The sequence below is a fragment of the Sodalis sp. RH20 genome, from assembly GCF_047324205.1.
Taxonomy (GTDB): domain Bacteria; phylum Pseudomonadota; class Gammaproteobacteria; order Enterobacterales; family Enterobacteriaceae; genus Acerihabitans.
In genome coordinates this window covers 2,223,922-2,246,040 of record NZ_CP178733.1, presented here as the reverse complement: position 1 = coordinate 2,246,040, position 22,119 = coordinate 2,223,922, and the positions used below count along the sequence as shown (strand labels likewise).

19 protein-coding genes are annotated in these 22,119 nt (G+C 57.2%); 8 read left to right on the top strand and 11 right to left on the bottom strand.

Annotated elements, in window-relative coordinates:
• Window positions 1-21 precede the first annotated feature (21 nt).
• A complete protein-coding gene (locus ACL2XM_RS10360; protein ID WP_413722770.1) occupies window positions 22-1,218 on the bottom strand; it encodes a multidrug effflux MFS transporter in 1,197 nt (398 codons plus the stop codon).
• Between the two features lie 130 nt (window positions 1,219-1,348).
• Here ACL2XM_RS10360 and ACL2XM_RS10355 point away from each other — a divergent pair, with 130 nt between their 5' ends.
• A complete protein-coding gene (locus tag ACL2XM_RS10355; protein WP_410016557.1) occupies window positions 1,349-1,783 on the top strand; it encodes a MarR family winged helix-turn-helix transcriptional regulator in 435 nt (144 codons plus the stop codon).
• Between the two features lie 80 nt (window positions 1,784-1,863).
• Here the strand turns inward: ACL2XM_RS10355 and ACL2XM_RS10350 are convergent, their stop codons facing one another.
• The gene (locus ACL2XM_RS10350) at window positions 1,864-3,594 is read right to left on the bottom strand and encodes a potassium/proton antiporter (RefSeq protein WP_410015271.1); all 1,731 of its coding nucleotides are present in this window, start codon (window positions 3,592-3,594) and stop codon (window positions 1,864-1,866) included.
• A gap of 388 nt (window positions 3,595-3,982) precedes the next feature.
• On the opposite strand from ACL2XM_RS10350, the gene ACL2XM_RS10345 reads away from it, so the two are divergent.
• The gene (locus ACL2XM_RS10345; protein WP_413732846.1) at window positions 3,983-5,374 is read left to right on the top strand and encodes a diguanylate cyclase; all 1,392 of its coding nucleotides are present in this window, start codon (window positions 3,983-3,985) and stop codon (window positions 5,372-5,374) included.
• A 104-nt stretch (window positions 5,375-5,478) separates the two neighbouring features.
• Here the strand turns inward: ACL2XM_RS10345 and ACL2XM_RS10340 are convergent, their stop codons facing one another.
• Together ACL2XM_RS10340 and ACL2XM_RS10335 are read right to left on the bottom strand one after the other, a co-directional pair.
• Window positions 5,479-6,753 carry a YeaH/YhbH family protein gene (locus ACL2XM_RS10340; protein WP_410015269.1) on the bottom strand — a complete coding sequence of 425 codons (1,275 nt, stop codon included), beginning with the start codon at window positions 6,751-6,753 and terminating at the stop codon, window positions 5,479-5,481.
• 125 nt (window positions 6,754-6,878) lie between these two features.
• Window positions 6,879-8,813 carry a PrkA family serine protein kinase gene (locus ACL2XM_RS10335; RefSeq protein ID WP_410015268.1) on the bottom strand — a complete coding sequence of 645 codons (1,935 nt, stop codon included), beginning with the start codon at window positions 8,811-8,813 and terminating at the stop codon, window positions 6,879-6,881.
• 435 nt (window positions 8,814-9,248) lie between these two features.
• On the opposite strand from ACL2XM_RS10335, the gene ACL2XM_RS10330 reads away from it, so the two are divergent.
• Window positions 9,249-9,998 carry a MipA/OmpV family protein gene (locus ACL2XM_RS10330; RefSeq protein ID WP_410015267.1) on the top strand — a complete coding sequence of 250 codons (750 nt, stop codon included), beginning with the start codon at window positions 9,249-9,251 and terminating at the stop codon, window positions 9,996-9,998.
• Between the two features lie 89 nt (window positions 9,999-10,087).
• Complete coding sequence (locus ACL2XM_RS10325; RefSeq protein WP_413730491.1) at window positions 10,088-10,942, top strand: aldo/keto reductase; 855 nt, start codon at window positions 10,088-10,090, stop codon at window positions 10,940-10,942.
• A 114-nt stretch (window positions 10,943-11,056) separates the two neighbouring features.
• On the opposite strand, the gene ACL2XM_RS10320 is transcribed toward ACL2XM_RS10325, so the two are convergent.
• The gene (locus ACL2XM_RS10320; protein WP_413732844.1) at window positions 11,057-11,929 is read right to left on the bottom strand and encodes a D-hexose-6-phosphate mutarotase; all 873 of its coding nucleotides are present in this window, start codon (window positions 11,927-11,929) and stop codon (window positions 11,057-11,059) included.
• 87 nt (window positions 11,930-12,016) lie between these two features.
• The gene (gene gapA, locus ACL2XM_RS10315; RefSeq protein WP_410015264.1) at window positions 12,017-13,012 is read right to left on the bottom strand and encodes a glyceraldehyde-3-phosphate dehydrogenase; all 996 of its coding nucleotides are present in this window, start codon (window positions 13,010-13,012) and stop codon (window positions 12,017-12,019) included.
• Window positions 13,013-13,362: 350 nt separating this feature from the next.
• Here gapA and msrB point away from each other — a divergent pair, with 350 nt between their 5' ends.
• Both msrB and ACL2XM_RS10305 read left to right on the top strand, forming a co-directional pair.
• Window positions 13,363-13,776, top strand: a complete 414-nt coding sequence (msrB, locus tag ACL2XM_RS10310; protein ID WP_410015263.1) for a peptide-methionine (R)-S-oxide reductase MsrB — start codon at window positions 13,363-13,365, stop codon at window positions 13,774-13,776.
• Window positions 13,777-13,864: 88 nt separating this feature from the next.
• Window positions 13,865-14,137, top strand: a complete 273-nt coding sequence (locus tag ACL2XM_RS10305; protein WP_410015262.1) for a YeaC family protein — start codon at window positions 13,865-13,867, stop codon at window positions 14,135-14,137.
• Between the two features lie 74 nt (window positions 14,138-14,211).
• Here the strand turns inward: ACL2XM_RS10305 and pncA are convergent, their stop codons facing one another.
• The 3 genes from pncA to sppA form a co-directional block, all read right to left on the bottom strand.
• The gene (gene pncA, locus ACL2XM_RS10300) at window positions 14,212-14,847 is read right to left on the bottom strand and encodes a bifunctional nicotinamidase/pyrazinamidase (protein WP_410015261.1); all 636 of its coding nucleotides are present in this window, start codon (window positions 14,845-14,847) and stop codon (window positions 14,212-14,214) included.
• A gap of 13 nt (window positions 14,848-14,860) precedes the next feature.
• The gene (ansA, locus tag ACL2XM_RS10295) at window positions 14,861-15,877 is read right to left on the bottom strand and encodes an asparaginase (RefSeq protein ID WP_410015260.1); all 1,017 of its coding nucleotides are present in this window, start codon (window positions 15,875-15,877) and stop codon (window positions 14,861-14,863) included.
• A gap of 97 nt (window positions 15,878-15,974) precedes the next feature.
• The gene (gene sppA, locus ACL2XM_RS10290) at window positions 15,975-17,825 is read right to left on the bottom strand and encodes a signal peptide peptidase SppA (protein WP_413722773.1); all 1,851 of its coding nucleotides are present in this window, start codon (window positions 17,823-17,825) and stop codon (window positions 15,975-15,977) included.
• 252 nt (window positions 17,826-18,077) lie between these two features.
• Between sppA and ACL2XM_RS10285 the strand changes: the two genes are divergently transcribed.
• Together ACL2XM_RS10285 and ACL2XM_RS10280 are read left to right on the top strand one after the other, a co-directional pair.
• The gene (locus ACL2XM_RS10285; RefSeq protein WP_410015259.1) at window positions 18,078-18,629 is read left to right on the top strand and encodes an NAD(P)H nitroreductase; all 552 of its coding nucleotides are present in this window, start codon (window positions 18,078-18,080) and stop codon (window positions 18,627-18,629) included.
• Between the two features lie 141 nt (window positions 18,630-18,770).
• On the top strand, window positions 18,771-20,723 hold the full coding sequence (locus tag ACL2XM_RS10280; RefSeq protein WP_413730488.1) for a DNA topoisomerase III: 1,953 nt from the start codon (window positions 18,771-18,773) through the stop codon (window positions 20,721-20,723).
• A gap of 77 nt (window positions 20,724-20,800) precedes the next feature.
• Here ACL2XM_RS10280 and ACL2XM_RS10275 read toward each other — a convergent pair whose 3' ends face one another.
• Together ACL2XM_RS10275 and xthA are read right to left on the bottom strand one after the other, a co-directional pair.
• Window positions 20,801-21,205 carry a pyrimidine (deoxy)nucleoside triphosphate diphosphatase gene (locus ACL2XM_RS10275; RefSeq protein WP_413733215.1) on the bottom strand — a complete coding sequence of 135 codons (405 nt, stop codon included), beginning with the start codon at window positions 21,203-21,205 and terminating at the stop codon, window positions 20,801-20,803.
• Window positions 21,205-22,011: an exodeoxyribonuclease III gene (gene xthA / locus ACL2XM_RS10270; RefSeq protein ID WP_410015257.1), complete on the bottom strand. Its 807-nt coding sequence runs from the start codon at window positions 22,009-22,011 to the stop codon at window positions 21,205-21,207. Before xthA ends, ACL2XM_RS10275 begins: the two co-directional genes overlap by 1 nt.
• Between the last annotated feature and the right edge of the window lie 108 nt (window positions 22,012-22,119).

Below are 22,119 nucleotides of genomic sequence, written 5' to 3'. Positions count from 1 at the left end.
GCGGGGCCGCCGCCGCCGGTGCTATTGCTGCAATGACGTCAGCCTCCCCGACAAGCGCCGGGTATGCAGGCGGGCGAGGCCGGCAAATACCGCGCCCAATAACATCACCAACGACAGCGACAGGCGCGGCGGCAGCGGCAGGGCGATAAACGCCAGGCTGATGGCGGCCGCGCCCGCCATCTGGACAAAGCCGTTCAGCGCGGCCGCCACGCCCGCCTGGTCGGGATACGGCTCCAGCGCGTAGCTGGCGGCGGGGCCCAACAGAAAGGCCAGTCCGGAACAGGCTATCGCCACCGGCAGCATATAGCTCAGCCAGTGGGTTTGCCATATCAGCGGCGTCCAGGCGACGCTGGTCAGTAACGTCAGGCTGCCCAGACCCATCAGCAGGGTACCGATGGTCAGGCAGGCGGGGCGGCCCGCTTTGCGGATCACCCGGTTGGCGATGACGCTGACCAGCATAATCCAGCCCCCATTGGCGCCGAAGGCCAGCGAAAACTGCAGCGGCGTCAAGTGGGCCACCCCCATCAGCACCTGGGATGAAAGCGACACATAGGTCAGCGCCATCGCCATGGCGCCGGTATTGACCAGGGAAAACACCCGAAACCGCCGCTGACCGAGGATCGCCAGATAGGCGTTCACCGGCAGGCCCAGGCGGCGCAGGGTATTGCCCGGGCGCGTTTCCGGCAATCCCCGGGCAATCAACGCCAGCACCACCAGGGCATAAGCAGTCAGCGCCCAGAAGGGCGCGCGCCAGCCGAACCACTCGGCCAGCAGCCCGCCGGCCAGCGGGGCCAGCGCCGGCACGATATTCAGCGTGCCGTTCAGGAAGCTGAAGGCGCGGGCCGCGTCGTCGCCGTTGAGCCGGTCGCGCACGCAGCTGAACAAGGCGACGGTGGTACAGCATACCGCCAGGCCCTGCAACACCCGCGAGCACAGGAACACCGCGGGCAGTTGGGCCAGGGCCGCCATGGCGGCCCCCAGGCCGTACAGCGCCACGCCCGCCAGCGCCATGGGCCGGCGGCCGAAATAATCCACCAGGGGGCCGGTAAGCAGCTGACCGACGCCCATGACCAGGATAAACAGCGGGATAGTGGACTGGATCAGGGACTCCGGAGTACCCAGTCCTTTGGCGATGCCCGGGATCACGGGCAAATAGAGATCGATACCCAGCGGACCCAGCAATACTAATGACAGCAACAGCAGCAGAAATTTTCGCATCTATAACCACATATTAAGAACGAGCTTAAGAATAGGGGCAGCCGGCGGGCAAGGAAAGAGGAAAAATGGTCATCCAGGCTAATATATGATAATTTTTGTCACATTGTTTCTGATGTTGTTACCCGCCTTTATGAAAACGGAATATAAAAGTTTTTCCAAATTGTTGCATTTGACTTCCAGGGCATTGCGCATGGCGATTGACCGGCGTTTGAAATATCTCGGGCTCAGCCAGGCCAGCTGGGTGGCGGTGGCGGCGATAGCCGGCGCGCAGTCGCCGCTGTCGCAAAGCGAACTGGCGCTGATCCTCGGCGTCGAAGGCGCCACTATCGTCTCCATGATAGACCGCCTGGTGAAGCTGGATTTGGTTCAGCGCATTCCCACCGCCCAGGACCGGCGCAAGAAATTGCTGGTGGTCACCGCCGAAGGCAAGGCATTGTACGAAAAAGTGCGCATGGAAGCCGATGCCATCGGTAAGGAGATCTTGGAAAACGTGACCGAACAGGATATCCAGGTTGCCATGCAGGTGCTGACCAAAATCTACGCCGCCACCGAATCCCTGGATTGACGCCCCCGTCCGCCGTGCCGACGGCGCTGGCACCGGCCCATCCGGGCAGATGGCGACGTTTTTGCGTTGCCGCGGCGCCGTTAAACCTGCTCTTCGGCGATTTTAATACCGATTTTACTCACTTTCTGATCGTCTTTTTCGGCGATGGTCCACACCAATCCTTCCGAGACGACGTTATCGCCCACCACCGGTTCGCCGCCGCCCAATAATTGCATCACAAAGGCGCCCAGCGTCAGCTCATGTTCCACTTTCTCATGCAGATCGAGGCCATAGATGGCCGCCACGTCTTCCAGCCTGGCATTGGCCTCGAGAATAAAATCGCCGAAAAAACGCTGATCCAACGCCACCGGCGGCGACTGGCTGAACAGCCTGCCCAGCGCCGGCAAATCCCGTTCCCGGCCGATAACGCACAGTACATCGCCCTCTTTCAACCGGGTGTTGCCGGTGGGGTGCAACATCACGTTATCGCGAAACAACGCGGCGATACGGGTGTGCTTGGGCATTTTCATATCGCGCAGCGCGGCGCCGACACACCAGTTATCCTCATTAAGCTGGTAAATAAACTGTTCCCAGGGATTTTCGGGATGGATATCCATGCCCACCCGGTTGATAGGCTTGGCGGTGGGCGGCACCACCACCTTAGCCAGCCTGGCGGCAAAACCCAGCGACGTTCCCTGCAGCAAAAGTGAAATCAATACGATAAAAAACGCGACGTTAAAATACAGGCGCGCGTGGTCCAGGCCGGCCATCATCGGGAATACCGCCAGGATGATCGGTACGGCGCCGCGCAGGCCCACCCAGGAGAGAAATACCCGCTCCCGGGCGGTAAAGTTGCGAAAGGGCAGCAACCCGACCCAAATGGATAACGGACGGGCGACCAGCATCAGCCAGAGCGACAAGATCAGCGCCGGCACCGCAATCATCCACAAATCGCTGGGCGTCACCAACAACCCCAGCACCAAAAACATGCCGATCTGGCTTAACCAGGCCATGCCGTCGAAGGTTTGCAAAATACCGTGTCGGTTGCGGATCGGCCGGTTGCCTAATAAAAAGCCGCAGAGATAGACCGCCAGGATGCCGCTGCCTTCCAGCGCCGTGGTCAGGGAGAAAATCATGATGCCGCCGCTTACCGCCAGCAGCGGATACAGTCCCGGGGCCAGGGAAATTCGGTTAATGGTTTGCAGCAGCAGCCAGCCGCCGCCCAGGCCGAACAACATCCCCAGGCCGAACTGCTGGATCAAATGCACCAGGAACATCCAGCTTAAATGGGATTCATGTCCCTGGATCATCGAGATAAGCGTAATGGTCAAAAACACCGCCATGGGATCATTGCTGCCGGACTCAATTTCAAGCGTGGCGTTGACGCGCTCGTTCAGGCCTTTGTCGCCCAGCAGCGAGAATACCGCGGCGGCGTCGGTGGAACCGACGATGGCGCCGAGCAACAACCCTTCTATCAGGTTGAGGTGAAATAGCCAGGCCGCCACCATGCCGGTCAGTCCGGCGGTAATCAGTACGCCCACAGTCGCCAGCGACAGCGCGGGCCACAGCGCCACGCGAAACGAGGTGGCGCGGGTGCGCATGCCGCCGTCGAGTAATATCACCGCCAGCGCCAGGTTGCTGATGAGGTAGGCGACCGGATAATTATCGAAACCGATGCCGCCGATACCGTCCACCCCGGCCAACATGCCGATGGCCAGGAAAATAACCAGGATTGGAATACCCAAACGGGAAGAGAGGGAACTCAGCAGGATGCTGCCGCCCACTAAAATAGAGCCAATAATAAATAAACTGATGATGGTGCTGCTGTCCAACCTAACTCTCCTTTATTGTTTTCGCCGGCTCCCGCTCATCCTGAACGGAAATATGAGGCTACTGTTCCAGACAATATTGCCGGGCGGTGATGGGTGCCGCTGTTTATGCATGGAGGGGGCTTTCAAACTACCTCCTTTCACGCCAACCACAAAGCCGTTTTTTGCCAAAAGGCTGTTTTTAGGCATTTCACGTCCAATACGCGGGATAATGGCTAAAAATCGACGCAAAGGGTTTTATGCCATGGCCGTGCCGGGATAATCATCGACATCGGCCGGCGGCTGGACAATGGGGTCTGAATGGAGCGCCCATGCTATGGCGCATGCCTGGGTTTTTCATTCATGTTACTATAAATTACCGCTGATAATGAATTACTGAATAAAAATTCCGATGAAATTTGACGGGCAATATTACGACATGCTGATCGTGAAGGAATGGCAGGATTTGATTGCCATCACCAGCGAGGCCGCACATAAGCTATTAATTTCATTGAAAAATGAAGATATTGATTTATTGGTGGACGATTTTTACGATTATATGCTGGGGGATGATAGCGCCCGACTATTTCTTTCCAGCCAGCAGGTCAAGGATCGTCTGCATGCCACGCTGGTTCAATGGCTAAAGGCGGTATTGAGCAGTTCCGCCGCCGATCTGCCGGCATTGATCAGCGTCCAGCGTAAGGTCGGCGACGTGCATGCCCGCATCGGCATCCCCATTGATCTGGTGGCGCGCGGCGCCCGCCGTGCCAAAAGATCCCTTTATATCCTTCTGCGGCGCGATATTACCGATTTGGCCTTATGTTACGACGCCATGCGCTTTTCATCCCTGGCTATGGATATGGCTATCGAAGTCATGACCACGGCGTATTCCCGGTCCCATGAAAATACCACCAAGGACAAGGAGAATTTCCGCTTATTCTCCATTCTCGACAACGTCCATGTCGAACGGGAGCGCCAGCTTGCGGCGTTGCTGAACTGGGAAAACCAGTTTATCTACAACATCGCCACCGGTCTTCCCCTGGCGGAGATCGTGCCGCTGGCAGACGCGGAATTCGGGCTGTGGTTTCAGCACAAAGGACGGCACGTGTTTGAATCCGTTGACGAAGTCGCCGCCATCGAGGGATTGTTGGCCGGCGCCGACGCGTTTATTGCCTCCTACAGCGCCGATCGGGTGGCGGTAGCGGAACTGCGCCACACCCTGCTTCGCACCGTGCGTAACCAGGTAAAGCAGATCAGCACGCTGCTGGCGACGCTGTTCGACGAGCTGGCGAAATTTGAAAATGGCAAAGATCCCCTGACCAATCTGCTGAACCGGCGCTTTATTCCCACCATACTGCGCCGGGAAATCGCCCTGGCGATGCGCTCCGGCACGCCGTTTGTCATCGCCATACTGGATGTCGACTATTTCAAAAGCATTAACGACAGCTTTGGTCATGATGCCGGGGATGCGGCGCTGAAAAAAATTGCAGTGACCCTCTATGAGAGCGTACGCAGCAGCGATTATGTTTTTCGTTACGGCGGGGAGGAATTTATGCTGCTGTTTGTGGAAACGTCCGAAAGCCAGGCGGTTTCCATACTGAACACTATTCGCAACCGCATCGCGGAGCGGCCGGTCCAGCCGGCGGACGGTGGCAATATCACCCTGACGGTGAGCGTCGGCCTGTGCATATTCGACGGCCATCCCGATTATGAGCGCTTAATTAAAAAAGCCGACAACGCGTTATATCTGGCGAAACAAAACGGCCGGGATCGCATCGAAATCTACCGCGAAGGGCATCACTGAGGCGGGAGCTACGCCTGGCAACGGGCGTTGTGGCAACGGGGCGGGGCAAAACCTAAATCAGCCAGAATAAAACCGCAGTCTGGCTGATTTACCTACAGTTGCGTTTATCTTTCGTTAACCTGTTTATGGAACAATTCCCTGAATACCGGATAGATATCTTCCTGATCGCGGATATGCTGCATGGCAAAATTGTCATATTTGGCCTGCAGATCTTCATATTCCCGCCACAGGGTTTGATGCGCCCGGCGGGTGATCTCGATATAGCTATAATACCGCACCATCGGCAATAGCTTGCCGGCCAGCAGTTCGTGGCACAGCGGCGAATCGTCCGCCCAGTTATCGCCGTCGGAGGCCTGCGCGGCGTAGATATTCCACTGCGCGGGGTCATAACGTTCCTTCACCACCTCTTCCATCAGCTTCAGCGCGCTGGAGACAATGGTGCCGCCGGTTTCCTGGGAGTAGAAAAACTCATGCTCATCCACTTCCTTGGCCTGGGTGTGATGACGGATGTAGACCACGTCGACGTTTTTATAGGTCCGGCTGAGAAACAGATACAGCAGGATATAAAACCGCTTCGCCATATCCTTGGTGGCCTGATCCATCGAACCCGACACATCCATCAGACAGAACATAACCGCCTGGCTTGACGGTTCGGCGCGCCTTTCGAAATTTTTATATCGCAAATCAAAAGTATCGATAAACGGCACCCGGGCGATTTTCTGCCGCAGCTCCGCTATCTCCTTATGGATCCGCTCCTCCTCCAGCAATTGGGCCGGCTCGCTGTTGGCGAGCATGGCCAGCTCCTCCTCGAGCTCCCGGATGCTGCGGCGTTTGCCGGCGGTCATGGCGGTGCGCCGCACTAAGGAGTTTTGCAGCGAACGCACCACGCTGATATTGGCCGGCACGCCGGTGGACGTATAGCCGGAACGGTGCGTCTTGTACTCATTCAGCTGCTTATGCTGGTTTTTTTGCAGATTGGGCAGCGCCAGGTCCTCAAACAGCAGGTCGAGGTATTCGTCTTTCGAGATTTGAAAGACGAATTCATCCTCGCCTTCGCCGTCCTGGCTGGCATTGCCCTGGCCGCTGCCGCCGCCCCCGCCCGCGGGCGGACGCTCAATGCGGTCGTTCTGGATAAAGTGATCGTTGCCGGGATGCACCCGATGGCGCATGCCCCCACGTCCCTGATGGAAAATAGGCTCATTGATATCAGTATTGGGAATCGACACCGATTCCCCGCTTTCTATATCGGTAACCGAACGCTTGTTGATGGCCCCGGCAATCGACTGTTTGATTTGCGACTTATAGCGGCGTAAAAAGCGCTGGCGGTTCACCATGCTTTTGTTCTTGCCGTTAAGTCGTCGGTCAATAAAGTAGGCCATATATTTCCTCCGGGCGACATTGTCCACCAGCTTTACTTATGCCGAAATCCTCGACAATAAGCCACTACGGCCAGCCACGCCGCAGCACAAATGCGGCGGCGTGACGACAATGTCGGCTACTGCGATCAAGACGATTTCCTCACCCGCAGATACCATTCACATAACAGGCGCACCTGTTTGCGGGTATAACCCTTTTCCATCATGCGATCCACAAAGTCGTCATGTTTTTTCTGCTCATCGGTAGATGTTTTCGCATTAAATGAAATAACAGGCAACAACTCTTCGGTGTTGGAGAACATTTTTTTCTCAATAACGGTGCGCAATTTTTCATAACTGGTCCAGTTAGGATTACGTCCGTTATTGTTGGCGCGGGCCCGCAGCACGAAGTTGACGATTTCGTTACGGAAATCTTTCGGGTTGCTGATGCCCGCCGGTTTTTCAATTTTTTCCAATTCCGCATTCAGTGCTTCCCGATCGAATAACTGGCCGGTATCTGGATCGCGGTATTCCTGGTCCTGGATCCAGAAATCGGCATAGGACACGTACCGGTCAAATATATTTTGACCATATTCGGAATAGGATTCGAGATAAGCGGTTTGAATCTCCTTACCGATAAACTCGGCATATTTAGGAATCAAATAACCCTTGAGATGTTCGAGATATTTTTCGGCAATATCCTGCGGAAACTGCTCGCGTTCAATTTGCTGTTCCAGGATATAAAATAAGTGTACCGGGTTAGCCGCTACCTCGCCGTGATCAAAGTTGAATACCCGCGACAAGATTTTAAAGGCGAAGCGGGTGGATAAGCCGTTCATGCCTTCGTCGACCCCCGCGTAATCACGGTATTCCTGATAGGATTTTGCCTTCGGGTCGGTATCTTTCAGGCTCTCGCCGTCATAGATGCGCATTTTGGAGTAGATACTGGAGTTTTCCGGTTCTTTCAGCCGTGAAAGAATGGAGAAACGGGCCAGCGTTTCCAGCGTGCCCGGCGCGCAGGGCGACTCCGACAGCTCACTATTGACCAACAGTTTTTCGTAGATCTTGATTTCCTGCGAAACCCGCAGGCAATAAGGCACTTTGACGATGTAGACACGGTCAAGGAACGCCTCGTTGTTTTTATTGTTGCGGAACTGCACCCATTCCGATTCGTTGGAGTGGGCGAGAATGATGCCGTTGAACGGCAGCGCGGCGATACCTTCGGTACCGTTATAGTTCCCTTCCTGGGTGGCGGTCAGCAGGGGATGCAGCACCTTGATCGGCGCCTTGAACATTTCGACGAATTCCATGATGCCCTGGTTGGAGCGGCAAAGGGCGCCGGAATAGCCATAGGCGTCGGGATCGTTCTGGGCGTGGTCCTCCAGTTTACGGATATCGACTTTACCTACCAGGGCGGAGATGTCCTGGTTGTTCTCATCGCCCGGCTCGGTCTTGGCGATGGCTATCTGCTCTAGAATGGACGGCCAGACCTTGACCACTTTAAAACGGGTGATATCACCGCCGAACTCGTGCAGGCGTTTGGCCGCCCACGGCGACATGATGGTGCCGAGATAGCGGCGCGGCACGCTATACTCTTTTTCGAGGATGTTGGCGTCTTCCTGCGGGTTGAACAGGCATAACGGATGATCGTTGACCGGGCTGCGCTCGCCGTTGGCGCTCAGGATGTAGATGGGCACCCGCTGCATCAGCGCCTTGAGACGCTCGGCCAGGGAAGATTTACCGCCGCCAACCGGTCCGAGCAGGTACAGGATCTGTTTCTTTTCTTCCAGTCCCTGGGCCGCGTGCCTGAGATATGACACGATTTGCTCAATAGCCTCTTCCATGCCGTAAAATTCTTCAAAGGCGGGGTAGCGTGCTATAACGCGGTTGGAAAACAGTCGGGAAAGCGGTGGCTCCTGGGCGGTGTCGACCATGACCGGCTCACCGATGGCCATTAACAGTCTTTCCGCCGCGTTGGCGAATGCGCTGCGATCCTGGCGGCAGATGGTAAGGAATTCCTGCAGTGTGAACTCTTCGTCCTTGGCAGCTTCGTAGCGCTGACGATACTGGTCAAATATGTTCATAGCGATGCCCGTCCTTCGTTATTAGCACAGGTTAAAAAGGAGCTAGGATAAGTATTTAGTGCTCCTGAAAAAATCGATCTCTCCTAAGTACAGCAACCACTATGCCAACTTTGTTTGCACTTTATTGTTACCGCTCTCAGGAAAAACCTTTCTCTATAATAAAGTTTAGTTGGCATCTGGCAAATGTCATTTATGTGTTACCGCTTTTTTTAAGATATATCAATGACTCAGTTAACGTTTTTTTACCAAAGCCCTGTGTGGCGCGGCCTGTAGGGCTGTGGACCGATTTTGGCATAGTGTATATAAAATTAGGATATAATTTAGACGTTAATTGTTCTTTTCTGTAAATAATCGGCAAACGGCGTTGGTTTACTTTACACTTCACGTTTATATTGCGGTTTGTTCGTTTTTTTAACACTACGGGAAGCATCCATTGTGAAAACTCACCCATTATCCTTACTGAGTCTCGCGGTAGCCCTGGGCCTCTGCGCCCCGGTGGCAATGGCCGGCACCTGGTCCGTGGGCGCATCCGCGCTGCACGCCACCAGCCCTTATAAAGGCGCCGACGACAGAACAATCCCGTTTCCCATCATTAACTATGACGGGGACAGCGTCTACCTGCAAGGCCTGAGCGCCGGCTATTATCTGTGGAAGGATGCGCAGAACCAGCTGTCGCTGACGGCCGAATATTCGCCGTTCGGCTTCAAGCCCAGCGACAATGATTACGGCTATATGAAGCAGTTGGATAAGCGGCGCGGAACCGCCATGGCGGGGCTGCGCTATAAGTATACGGCGCAATGGGGCATAGTTCGCGCATCCTATCTGGGCGATATCCTGGATAACAGCGATGGATTTACCGCCGATCTCGCTTATCTTTATCCTTTTACATTCGACCGGTTGACCCTGTTGCCCGGCATCGGCGCCAACTGGGCAAGCGATAACCAGAACGATTACTATTATGGCGTCAGCCGGCATGAATCCAGGCGCAGCGGCTTAGCGGAATACCAGGCCGACGACGGATGGTCGCCGTACCTGGAGCTGACGGCGGTTTACGCGTTGAACGAAAACTGGAATGCCTCGCTGATGGCGCGCTATACCCGGTTGAGCGATGAAGTGAAAGATAGTCCGATGGTGAATGCCAGCGCGACGACGCTTATCGGGGTAGGGATGACCTACCGCTTTTAAATGGTGCGCACCATGCTTCATTGGGGTGCATTTATGCGCGGGCGCACCAATCAGGTGCGCCCGCGGTGTTTTATACAACAGGAGGAACTATGGCCAGTAAACAGGTGATTTTTCCCGATGGGCATACCCTGCCCGCGATAGGTCAGGGCACCTGGTATATGGGCGAACGGTCCAGCGATATCCAGGCTGAGACGCGCGCGTTGCAGTATGGACTCGACCTGGGGCTGAGCCTGATTGATACCGCCGAAATGTACGCCGACGGTGGCGCGGAGCGCGTGGTGGGCCGGGCGATACAGGGCCGGCGCGAAGAGGTGTTCCTGGTGTCGAAGGTCTATCCGCAGAATGCCGGTGGCGCCAAGGCGCAGGCGGCATGCGAAAACAGCCTGCGCCGTCTGCAAACCGATTATCTTGATCTGTATTTATTGCACTGGCGCGGCGGCATTCCGTTGTCCGATACCATCGCCGCCATGGAGACGCTGCGCCAGGCGGGAAAGATCAAACGTTGGGGCGTGTCGAACCTGGACGTGGCGGATATGGAGGAACTGTGGTCGCTGCCGGGCGGCGATGCCTGTATGACGGATCAGGTGTTGTACCATCTGGCCTCGCGCGGTATTGAGTACGATCTGCTGCCGTGGTGCCAGGAACGGGGAATGCCGGTGATGGCATACTGTCCGCTGGCGCAGGCCGGCAAGCTGCGTAACGGGTTGATGGACAATCAGGCGGTACAGCGTATCGCCGGCGAACTGGCGCTTACGCCGGCCCAGGTGTTACTGGCATGGGTGATACGGCGTCCGGGGGTGATTGCTATTCCCAAGGCGGGAAGCCGGGCGCATGTGAAGGAGAATGCCAGGGCGCTGGAGGTGGTATTGAGCGCGGCGCACCTTGATGAATTGGATCGCGCGTTTCCCGCGCCCCAGCGCAAAACCCATCTGGATATCGTCTGATCTTAGCGACGACCCGAGAGGACCGGCCCGGCCCCACCGGCACGCTTTCCCGGTAACAGGTTCGCTGCAGTTTAGCGTGGGCGGCCCTGGCCGCCATGGGGCCGTAAGCCGCGGTCAGGCTTTACGTAGGCTGATAACCGTCGCCAGGCGCGCGGGGGCGGCCGGCGTGGCTACCAGCGGTTTATTGACGCGTGCGGTTTCCACGCAAACATAGGTTTTATAGCCCTCGTCCGTGATATCGCTGATTTTTTTCGCCAATTCCGCGCCGGGATTCCAGGCTACCACGTCGCTGTAGTGGTGATGATGGATTTCGATGACGCGTTTATTGCCCCGGTCATTAATCAGGCTGATGTCCTGCGGGTGGGTATATACCCGATCCACTTCGTCGCTGAACGTGACGTCGCCCTGCTGTTGCGCGGTAACGCCGCCGTTCACCTTGTCGATATAGCTGTTGCCCAGTCCGCTTACGCTGACGTCGTTAATATCCTTGATATTAAAATAGCTGTGCAGGGCGGCGGTGTTCTGGAAATCGCCTTTGGCTTCCAGTTCGATGCTGCAGGTGCGGCCCAGGACAAATGTCGCGGTCAGGGTAAAGGGTTTCGGCCAGTATTGCTCGGTAACGGCGCTGTCGTGCAGGCTGAGGGACAGAGTGACCTGCTGATCGTTTTCCTGATGGACGTCGAGATGCCAGGGCAGGATACGCGCAAAACCATGGTTGGGACTGGCTACCTTGCCGAACCAGGGCCAGCAGACGGGCACGCCGCCGCGAATGGCCACGCCATCCTTGAATTCGCTGCTGTCGCTTAACCACAGCACCGGTTCTTCGCCTGCGGGCTGCCAGGCCACCAAATGGGCGCCCTGCAGGGTAACCGCCGCCTTGACGCGCGGATGATCGATGACGATAACCGGCAGTTCATCCATCTGACGCAAGCTGATGGAGGATGAGAGCTGCTCTTTGACGGGTAACGCAAAAACAGAGTTATGCATACATGAGCCTTGTGAAGTTAAGCATTGGAATCAAATAAAAAGGGCGACATTGCTGTCGCCCCATAAGCCGTTCTTTATCGACAATGATTACTTGGCGATATGGGAAATCAGATCCAGTACTTTATTGGAATAACCCGTTTCGTTATCGTACCAGGCTACCAATTTTACAAAATTCTTGTTCAGCGCGATGCCGGCTTTGGCGTCAAATACCGACGTCAGTTTTTCGCCGTTGAAATCGGTGGAAACCACGTCTTCATCGGTGTAGCCCATTACGCCTTTCAGTTCGCCTTCGGACGCTGCTTTCATCGCTGCGCAGATTTCTTCATACGTTGCGCTTTTTTCAATGCGCGCGGTTAAATCGACAACGGAAACGTTCGGGGTCGGAACACGGAAGGACATGCCGGTCAGTTTACCGTTCAGCTCGGGGATAACTTTACCCACGGCCTTGGCGGCGCCGGTTGAGGACGGAATGATGTTCTGGGACGCGCCGCGGCCGCCGCGCCAGTCTTTATGGGACGGGCCGTCGACGGTTTTCTGCGTTGCGGTGGTGGCGTGTACGGTGGTCATCAGCGCTTCAACGATACCGAATTTATCGTTAAGGACTTTGGCCAGCGGCGCCAGGCAGTTGGTGGTACAGGAAGCGTTGGACACGATATCCTGGCCATCATAGGATTTATGGTTCACGCCCATGACGAACATCGGGGTATTGTCCTTGGAAGGGCCCGTCAGGACCACTTTCTTGGCGCCGGCGGTGATGTGCTTGCGGGCGGTTTCGTCGGTCAGGAAGATGCCGGTGGCTTCTGCAACCACGTCAACGCCAACGTCACCCCATTTCAGGTTAGCCGGATCTCTCTCAGCGGTAACACGGATGGTTTTGCCGTTTACAACCAGATGGCCGTCTTTCACTTCCACGGTACCGTCGAAACGACCGTGAGTTGAATCATACTTCAGCATGTAAGCCATATAGTCGGCGTCTAACAGGTCATTGATGGCGACGATTTCGACATCGTCACGTTCCTGCGCAGCACGGAAAACAATACGGCCGATACGGCCAAAACCGTTGATACCTACTTTGATAGTCATATATTCCACCAGCTAATTATTAGTGAATAAAAGGTTACTTGTAAACTTACAAAAACCTCGCGCAGCGTCAAGCGGAATCGTGTCAATTATTGCTGCAAATCAAACGTAATCACACCATTTGAACGTAAATTGTCCGTTCCGCCGCCCGCACAGCTACGAATAAGATGGGGGCCGTAGCCCGCCATTTAAACTGCACCTGGCAGCTAAATGTGATATGCATCACACTTACCGCTCACGTCGTTTCTCGCCCTCTAGTTTAAGCTAAAAATCATCCCGGTGTTGTTAATTATTTGTTATAATAAGCCGGTTCAAAACCCTTATCATTCATTCACCGCCTGAGAATCGCACGTATGGCTAAAAATGATCCCGATCGCATCGTCCCCGACCATCTGACCGATATGCAGCGCCACGTCACGCAGGAGCGGGGCACCGAGCCGCCTTATAGCGGTAAGTTGCTGGAAAATAAGCGCACCGGCCAGTACCACTGCCTGTGCTGCAACGCGCCGCTGTTTTTTTCTGCAACCAAATATGACTCCGGCTGCGGCTGGCCGAGTTTTTACGAGCCGGTTAACGAGTCCGCCATCCGTTATCTGGACGACAACTCCCATGGTATGCATCGCGTGGAGATCCGCTGCGGCAATTGCGATGCCCATCTTGGGCACGTATTCCCGGACGGGCCGCAGCCCGGCGGCGCCCGTTTTTGCGTTAACTCCGCTTCGCTGCGTTTTAAGGACCAGGAAAATGGCGAAGAAATCGACGGCTGATTCGCACGTAACACACCCGCGCGTATCGCTGCCGGCGGAGGCAAGCTTTATCGATTCAGCTAATTATTCTTATGATAAGGAATAAATCGTGGACGTTGATGCGCTACTGGCTAACCTGACGCCTGACATCTACCAGCGCCTGAAAACGGCGGTGGAACTGGGCAAATGGCCCGACGGCGTTCCCCTGACCGCCGAACAAAAGGATAACTGCCTGCAAATGGTGATGCTGTGGCAGGCGCGTCATAATCATCAGCCGGAGCATATGAGCATCGGCACCGACGGGCAAATCGTGATGAAAAGCAAGCGCGAGCTGCTTGAGGAGCTGACCGGGCGACCGGTGGCGCGTATCAAGCCCGAATAGCGCGGCCATCCCGGCAGGCGCGGCCGCGTCACCATGCCGGGAAACGCCTATCCTTCGCCGGCGCCGCTTCGCGCTCAGACGCCGCGCATCATCTCATCCAGGGTCACCAGCCTGGCGCCGTGGCGGCGCATTTCCTCCAGCGCCCTTTGGCTGTCGCCGGCGTCCAGGTTGACGCCGCGGCATCCTTCGGTGAGCACGTCGGTGCGATAGCCCAGCGACAGCGCGTCAAGCACGGTGAACTTTACGCAATAGTCGGTCGCCAGCCCCATCACCGTCAGATGGGTGATATCCAGCGCGCGCAGCCAGTCATCCAGCTCGGTCTGCTGGCGATGGCCGTTATCAAAAAACGCGCTGTAGCTGTCTATCTCGGGCTGGCGGCCCTTGAGGATCTTCTTATCAATCCATTGCTGATGCAACTGCGGGTGCAACTGCGCCCCGGGGGTATCCTGTACGCAGTGCACCGGCCACCATACCTGGCTGAGACCGTCCAGCATGCCGGTATCGCCCACCCGGGCGCCGGCGTTGACCGCAAAACTGCCGTGCTGGCGTGGATGCCAGTCCAGCGAGGCCGCCACCGGGAAACCCGACCGGCGGCAAAAGGCCATCGCCTGGTTGGCGACGCTTATCACCGCGTCTCCCTCGGCGACCGCCAGCGCGCCGCCCGGGCAAAAATCATTTTGTAAATCGATCAACAGTAAGGCGCTGTTCATAGATCTCTCCCGTTCACTCTTTAACGGTTAACTCCCCGCGCAGGTTTTGCTGCATCAGACGGCAAATATCGGCGGCCGGCAGCGACTGGCTCAATAAAAAGTGCAGTTTGGTCAGGGTGGCCTCGACGGTCATATCAAATCCGCTGATAACGCCGGCCCGCGCCAGGGCGTTGCCGGTAGCGTAGCCGCCCATATCGACCCGGCCGGAAAAACATTGGGTCAGGTTGACCACGATGCTTCCGCGCGCCACCGCCTGGCGCAATTCATCCAGCAGCGCCGGGTGCTGCGGGGCGTTGCCCACGCCGTAGGAGCGCAGGATCAGCGCTTTCACCGGCTGGCGTAAAAAATTGCCCACCACATCGGCGGAAATGCCGGGATAAAGCGTGACCACCCCGACCGGCTGCGGCGTGATCGGATGACTGATAAGCACGCCGTCGCCCCCGGGCGGCAGCGGGGAGGCCATGCGGCGTATATGGATGCCCGCTTCCAGCAGCGGCGGCAAATTGGGTGAGGCAAACGCGTCGAAACCGTCGGCGTGGGCTTTGGTGGCGCGGTTGCCGCGAAACATCTTATTGTTAAAAAACAGGCTGACTTCATTTACGGGATAGTTGGCCGCCAGGTACAGCGCGTTGAGCAGATTGGTCTGGCCGTCGGATCGCAGTTCCTCCAGCGGGATCTGCGATCCGGTGACGATCACCGGCTTATTCAGGTTTTCCAGCATAAACGACAGCGCGGAGGCGGTGAACGCCATGGTGTCCGTGCCGTGTAAAATAACAAACCCATCATAGCGATGATAATTTTCCGCGACATCCTGGGCGATATGTTGCCAATCGTCGGGCGTCATATCGGAGGAGTCGATCAGCGGCGTGTATTCATGCACGGTGAAATCGGGCATTTCCGGGCGATAGAATTCCGGCATCAGGGCCAGCTGACGCTGCAGATGCCCCGAGACCGGGATATAACCGTTTTCGGAACGTTGCATACCAATGGTGCCGCCGGTATACGCAACATAAATGGATTTTTTTGACATGAAGGGACAGGCGTTGACGGGATAATACGCTAATTATACGTCCTGCAGGCAATAACACCAGCCCCGGACGGGGCTGGCATCGGTTGGGGCGGCCAGGTTATTGGACGTCACCGCAGGTAAGGCAATAGGCGTAACGGTTCTGGGGGTCGTTCAATTTCGGAAACGCGTTGGCCTGGGTGGAAAACAGGGCGGAAACCTGCGCGGCCGGCGCCGGCAGGAACGCCTGGATCATGACGGGCAGATGCGCATAAACCGCGGCGCTGGTTTGCGACATGACCATATCAAGCAGGCTCGGCTCATCCAGATACCAGTTCAGGTAGTATTGCTGTAATTTCGCCAGTTCGGCCGCTTTCGCCACCGCGTCGTCAAAATCCCCCAACTGATCGACCAGGCCGTTGGTCTTGGCATCGCTGCCGACCCAGACATGACCCTGGGCAATCTTATCGACCTCCTCGGGAGATTTGTTCCGCGCCTTGCCCACAAGCGTAATAAAGTTCTTGTAGCCGTTCTCGATGTTGAGCTGCATCATCTGCGAAAATTCCGGCGGCAGCGCCTTGGTCATCGACAGATCGGCCAATGGCGAGGTGGCGACGCCATCGGTATGGACGCCTATGCTGCCCAGGGAATCCTCGAAGGTGTTGATAACGCCGAAAATACCGATCGAGCCGGTGAGGGTGCTGGGACTGGCGATGATGTAGTTGGCCGGGGTGGAAATCCAGTAACCGCCGGATGCGGCCATGCCGCCCATGGAAACCACCACCGGTTTACCCGCGCCGCGCGCCGCCTCGAGCTCGGAACGGATCATCTCGGAGGCGCTGACGCTGCCGCCGGGACTGTTAACCCGCAAGACGATGGCCTTGACATCGGGATCCAGCCTGGCGTCGCGGATCTGGCCGGCGGTCGTGTCGCCGCCGACCGACCCCGGGGTTTCCGGGCCGTCGATAATGGCGCCGTTGGCGAAAATCACCGCAATCTGGCCGCCTTTTTGCGGTTGCCGCGGCGTCTGGTAATCATAAATACTGACGGCGTTAAACGCGTTTTTTTGCTTGTTCCAGCCAAAGGCCTTGGTCATTTCCGCTTCGATGGCCACACGGGAGGCCACGGTATCGACCCACTTATTCGCCAGCGCGAACTGCGCCGTATCGCCGTCGACGGACCGCAGGCCGGCCACCATCGCCTGGGCGCCGGGGAACAGCTGATCAGACGTGATCTGGCGGTTTGCGGCCACGGTATCTACATAGTGCTGCCATAACTGGCCGAGCCAGCGGCTGTCGGCGTCACGGGCGGCGGGGGACATATCATCGCGCAGGAACGGCTCCACGGCGGATTTATAGGTGCCGACCCGGAAAATATGGGTATTGACCTTCAATTTATCCAGCAGTGATTTGTAATACAGATTATTGGTGGCCAGACCATGAAGATCCACCGCGCCCTGGGGCGTAAGGTAGATTTTATTGGCGAAGCTGGCCAGGTAGTACTGCGCCTGGTTGTAGCTGTCGCCGGCGGCATAGATCGGCTTGCCAGAGTCGCGGAATTCGCGCAGCGCCTTACCGATATACTGCAGCGAGGCCTGGTCCGCGCCGGCGAAATCCTTCAGCGAAAGCACCAGGCCGGTAATGTTGCCATCGGATTTTGCCTGGCGCAGCATATCCACCACGTCAAACAATGAGTTTTCCTGCAAACGGTTACTGGATGCGCCCAGTAATTCACGGCCGATTTGCCGTAATTTATTATTGACCGACGGCTTTTCGACCACCACCCCGGTAAGATCCACCAGTAAGGCGCCTTTGCCCGGCTCCGGCGCCGACCGGTGCAATTGCAGGTAAATACCTACGCAGACGACAATAATGAAAATAAGAAACAGGTTCAGGATAAATTCGCGGATGAAATTTAACAAACGCCAGCACCATCTGAAGGGGCCGGATATTATTCGCCACAATGTGCGCATGTGTGCTCCATAAAAACTACGTGTGCAGGAATCATAATCTAAAATCAACTCAGCAACGTTTAACCATCAACGTTACGATGGCTGAATAGTCGTCACGATGCCGATGAGAGTGTGTTGTCAGGTATCCTAAAGATCCCCCCGCTAAAAGTCAGCATTAAAGATAAGAAAAAATCCGCTTAAAAAGCGTCATACTGTTTCCAACCAAGGGCATATGTTACCGTAGCGGTCGTGCCCACCATCAGGAGTAAGGTAATGGATGCATTAGAACTTTTGTTAAACCGGCGTTCGGCGTCACGACTTGCCGAGCCGGCGCCCGCCGGCGACGTCCTGGATAATATTATCCGCGCCGGCATGCGCGCCCCGGATCATGGCGCGCTGCAGCCGTGGCGCTTTGTCATCATCGACGGGGAAGGGCGTACGCGTTTTAGCGAACTGCTGCACCAGTCGGCACTTGAGGCCGGGCTGGACGAAAAGGGCGTTGAAAAAGCCCGGCAGGCGCCGTTCAGGGCGCCGATGATTATCGCCGTACTGGCCTGGTGCGATACCCAGACCAAAGTTCCACGATGGGAGCAGGTCATTTCGGCGGGATGCGCAGTGCAGGCGATGCAGATGGCCGCCCTGGCGCAAGGCTTCAACGGCATCTGGCGCACCGGCCTGTGGGCGACGGCGCCGGCTGTGAAACAGGCGTTCGGCTGCCGTGAACAGGATGAGATCGTCGGCTTTTTGTATTTGGGTACCCCGCAGTTGAAAGCCTCCACCACTATCCTGGCGCCGGATACGGAGCCGTTCGTGCGTCACTTCTAGCCGTTCCCGGCGGGCCGGCGTTGCGCGATGTGCCCGCGCCGCGCGCCGGCGGCGCGTGGCGCGGCCTGGCCAACAGTGGTATCCTGATGCCCGTAGATCCGGCCCTGGCGGCCTGTGTAAGAGTAAAATAGAGGGTGCGCGATGCAGCTTTTTATTGCTGAAAAACCCAGCCTGGCCCGGGCGATTGCCGATGTCCTGCCGCAGCCCCACCGCCGGGGAGACGGCTATATAGCCTGCGGACCGGACCATGTGGTGACCTGGTGTATCGGTCATCTGCTTGAGCAGGCGCAGCCCGACGCGTATGACAGCCGCTATGCCCGCTGGTCGCTGGCCGATTTACCTATCGTGCCGCAAAAATGGCGGCTGCAGCCGCGGCCATCGGTGCAAAAACAGCTAAATGTGGTGAAAAAGCTGCTGGCCGACGCCGCGGAAGTGATCCACGCCGGCGATCCGGACCGCGAGGGCCAACTGCTGGTGGATGAGGTGCTGGATTATCTGGCGCTGAGCGGGGATAAACGTCGCAATGCCAAACGCTGTCTGGTCAACGATCTCAATCCGCAGGCGGTCAGCAAGGCTATTTCCCGTCTGCGCGAAAACCGCGAATTTATTCCGCTGTGCGTTTCCGCGCTGGCGCGCGCCCGCGCCGATTGGCTTTACGGCATCAATATGACCCGCGCTTATACCCTCCTGGGCCGCAACGCCGGCTATCAAGGCGTATTATCCGTAGGTCGTGTGCAGACGCCGGTGCTGGGGCTGGTGGTCAAGCGCGATGAGGAAATCGAGAACTTTGTGCCGAAAACTTTTTTTGAGGTTAAGGCGCATATTGTGACACCGTCACAAGAACGCTTTGTCGCCCTGTGGGTGCCCAGCGAGGCCTGCGAATCCTATCAGGACGAGGAAGGACGCCTGCTGCATCGCGCCCTGGCCGATCATGTGGTTACCCGTATCGCCGGCCAGCCGGCGCGCGTAACCCTGTATCAGGATAAGCGGGAAGCCGAGGCGCCGCCGCTGCCGTTCTCGTTGTCAACCCTGCAAATCGAGGCGGCCAGGCGCTATGGACTTAGCGCCCAGCAGGTGTTGGATGTCTGCCAGCGCCTGTACGAGACCCATAAGCTGATTACCTATCCCCGTTCGGACTGCCGTTACCTGCCGGAAGAACATTTTGCCGGGCGCCAGGCGGTGCTTAACGCCATCCAGGCCCACCAGCCGGACCTCATGACGCAGGCAACACTGGATAAAGACCAGAAAAACCGCGCCTGGGATGATAAAAAGGTGGACGCGCATCATGCCATCATTCCCACCGCCCGCGGTGGCAAAACGACGCTCACCGAGAACGAGCATAAGGTGTATGCGCTGGTGGCCCGGCAATATTTGATGCAGTTTTGCGCCGATGCGATGTTTCGCCGCTGCGTGATCAATCTGGATATTGCCGGCGGCAAGTTTGTCGCCAAAGCGCGCTTTCTGGCGGAAGCAGGATGGCGCACGCTGCTGGGCGGCAAGGAGCGCGACGAGGAAAATGACGGCACGCCGCTGCCGGTGGTGGCGAAAGGGGATGAACTGCTGTGCGAGTCGGGGGAAGTGGTGTCCCGCGAGACCCAGCCGCCGAGGCCGTTCAACGATGCGACGCTGTTGTCCGCCATGACCGGTATCGCGCGGTTTGTGCAGGATAAGGAATTGAAAAAAATCCTGCGGGCCACCGACGGGCTGGGCACCGAGGCCACCCGCGCCGGCATTATCGAGCTGCTGTTTACCCGCGGGTTTTTAGTGAAAAAAGGGCGAAATATCCTCTCGACCCCCACGGGACGCGGCCTGATCCATGCCCTGCCGCCCAGCGCCGCCAGCCCGGATATGACCGCGCATTGGGAGGCGACCCTGACCAAAATCAGCGAAAAACAGTGCCGCTATGAGGATTTTATGCAGCCCCTGACCGCTACCCTGCAAAGTCTTATCCAGCAGGCGCGACAGCAGCCGGCGCCGCCGTCACTGCGCGGCCTGCCGCCTGCCGCTGCTAAGGGAAATACCGGCGCGACAGGCAAAAAAACCTTCCGGCGCGCGCCCCGCGGTACGCCAAAACCCCAGGCGGGCGCCGCCTGAGGCATTTTGTGACGACGTCACATTTTTTTTGCCGGCATGGCCATAAAAATACCTGTGCCCGGCGTTGGCCGCGCGCCTTATTGCCTGCGTATACGTATAAAAGCCTGTAACAGCGGCCCATCCGCAGGCGCCAGCGCATAGGTGGCGGCAACCGCCGGTGGAAGCCAGGCAATTTCACTGTGACAGTGTAACGATATCCTGCCGCTAAAAGCCGTCACGTGCCAGGCGTACAGCTGGATATGGCGGTCGGGCAGCGTAAGGCGTTCGCTGCCGATATACGCGCCGATTAGGGCGTCGATAGACAACTCCTCTTGTAACTCGCGCCGCAGCGCCTGCTGCTGGCTTTCCCCCGCCTCCTGTTTGCCGCCGGGAAATTCCCACAGGCCCGGCTGATCGCGTCGGGCATCCCGCCGCGCCACCAAAATGCGGCCGTCGCGCTCGATAATGGCCGCCACCACCTCAATGACCGGGGACGGCGCAATCACAGCGTGAAATCCGCCCAGACCGGCGCATGATCGGACGGTTTTTCCATGGCGCGGATAGCATAGTCGATGCCGGTGGCCGTGCAGGTCTGCGCCAGCAACGGCGACGCCAGCAGCAGATCGATGCGCAGCCCGCGATTTTCATCAAAGCCGCGCGAGCGGTAATCGAACCAGGAGAACCGGTCGGCGCTGTCGGGAAATTGCTGGCGGAAAGTATCAACCAGGCCCCAGGTCTGCAGACGTCCCAGCCATTCCCGCTCTTCAGGCAAAAATGAGCATTTGCCGGTGCGCAGCCAGCGTTTGCGGCTTTCCTCGCCGATACCGATATCCAGGTCGGTGGGACTGATATTCAGATCGCCCATGATCAGCAACAGGGATTGCGCATTGTGGTGTTGTTCAACGTAGTGTTGCAGATCCTGGTAGAAACGCTGCTTGGCGGGAAACTTAACCGGATGATCGCGGCTTTCCCCTTGGGGGAAGTAGCCGTTGACCAGCGTCAGGATGCCTTTCGGGGTAGCGAAATCGGCCATGATAATGCGGCGCTGGGCGTCGGCCTCGTCCGTCGCGAACCCGCGGCGCAGCGCCAGCGGCTGTTCGCGGCACAGCAGCGCCACGCCGTAGTGGCCTTTTTGGCCATGGTAATAGACGTGGTAGCCGTGGCGGGAGACCTCTTCCAGCGGGAACATATCGTCATGCACTTTGGTTTCCTGCAAGCCGATAACGTCGGGCTGATGCTGCTCGATAATGGCCTCGAGCTGATGGGGCCTGGCCCGTAGCCCGTTGATGTTAAAGGAGACAAACTTCATTTTGTGCGCCATCAAGGAAGTGATACGTGATGGTAGCAGAAAAAAAAACGGTTATAAACGATGGCGAACCTGGCGAAGGTTTCATCCTCCCCCCAACGGGAAGTCGGT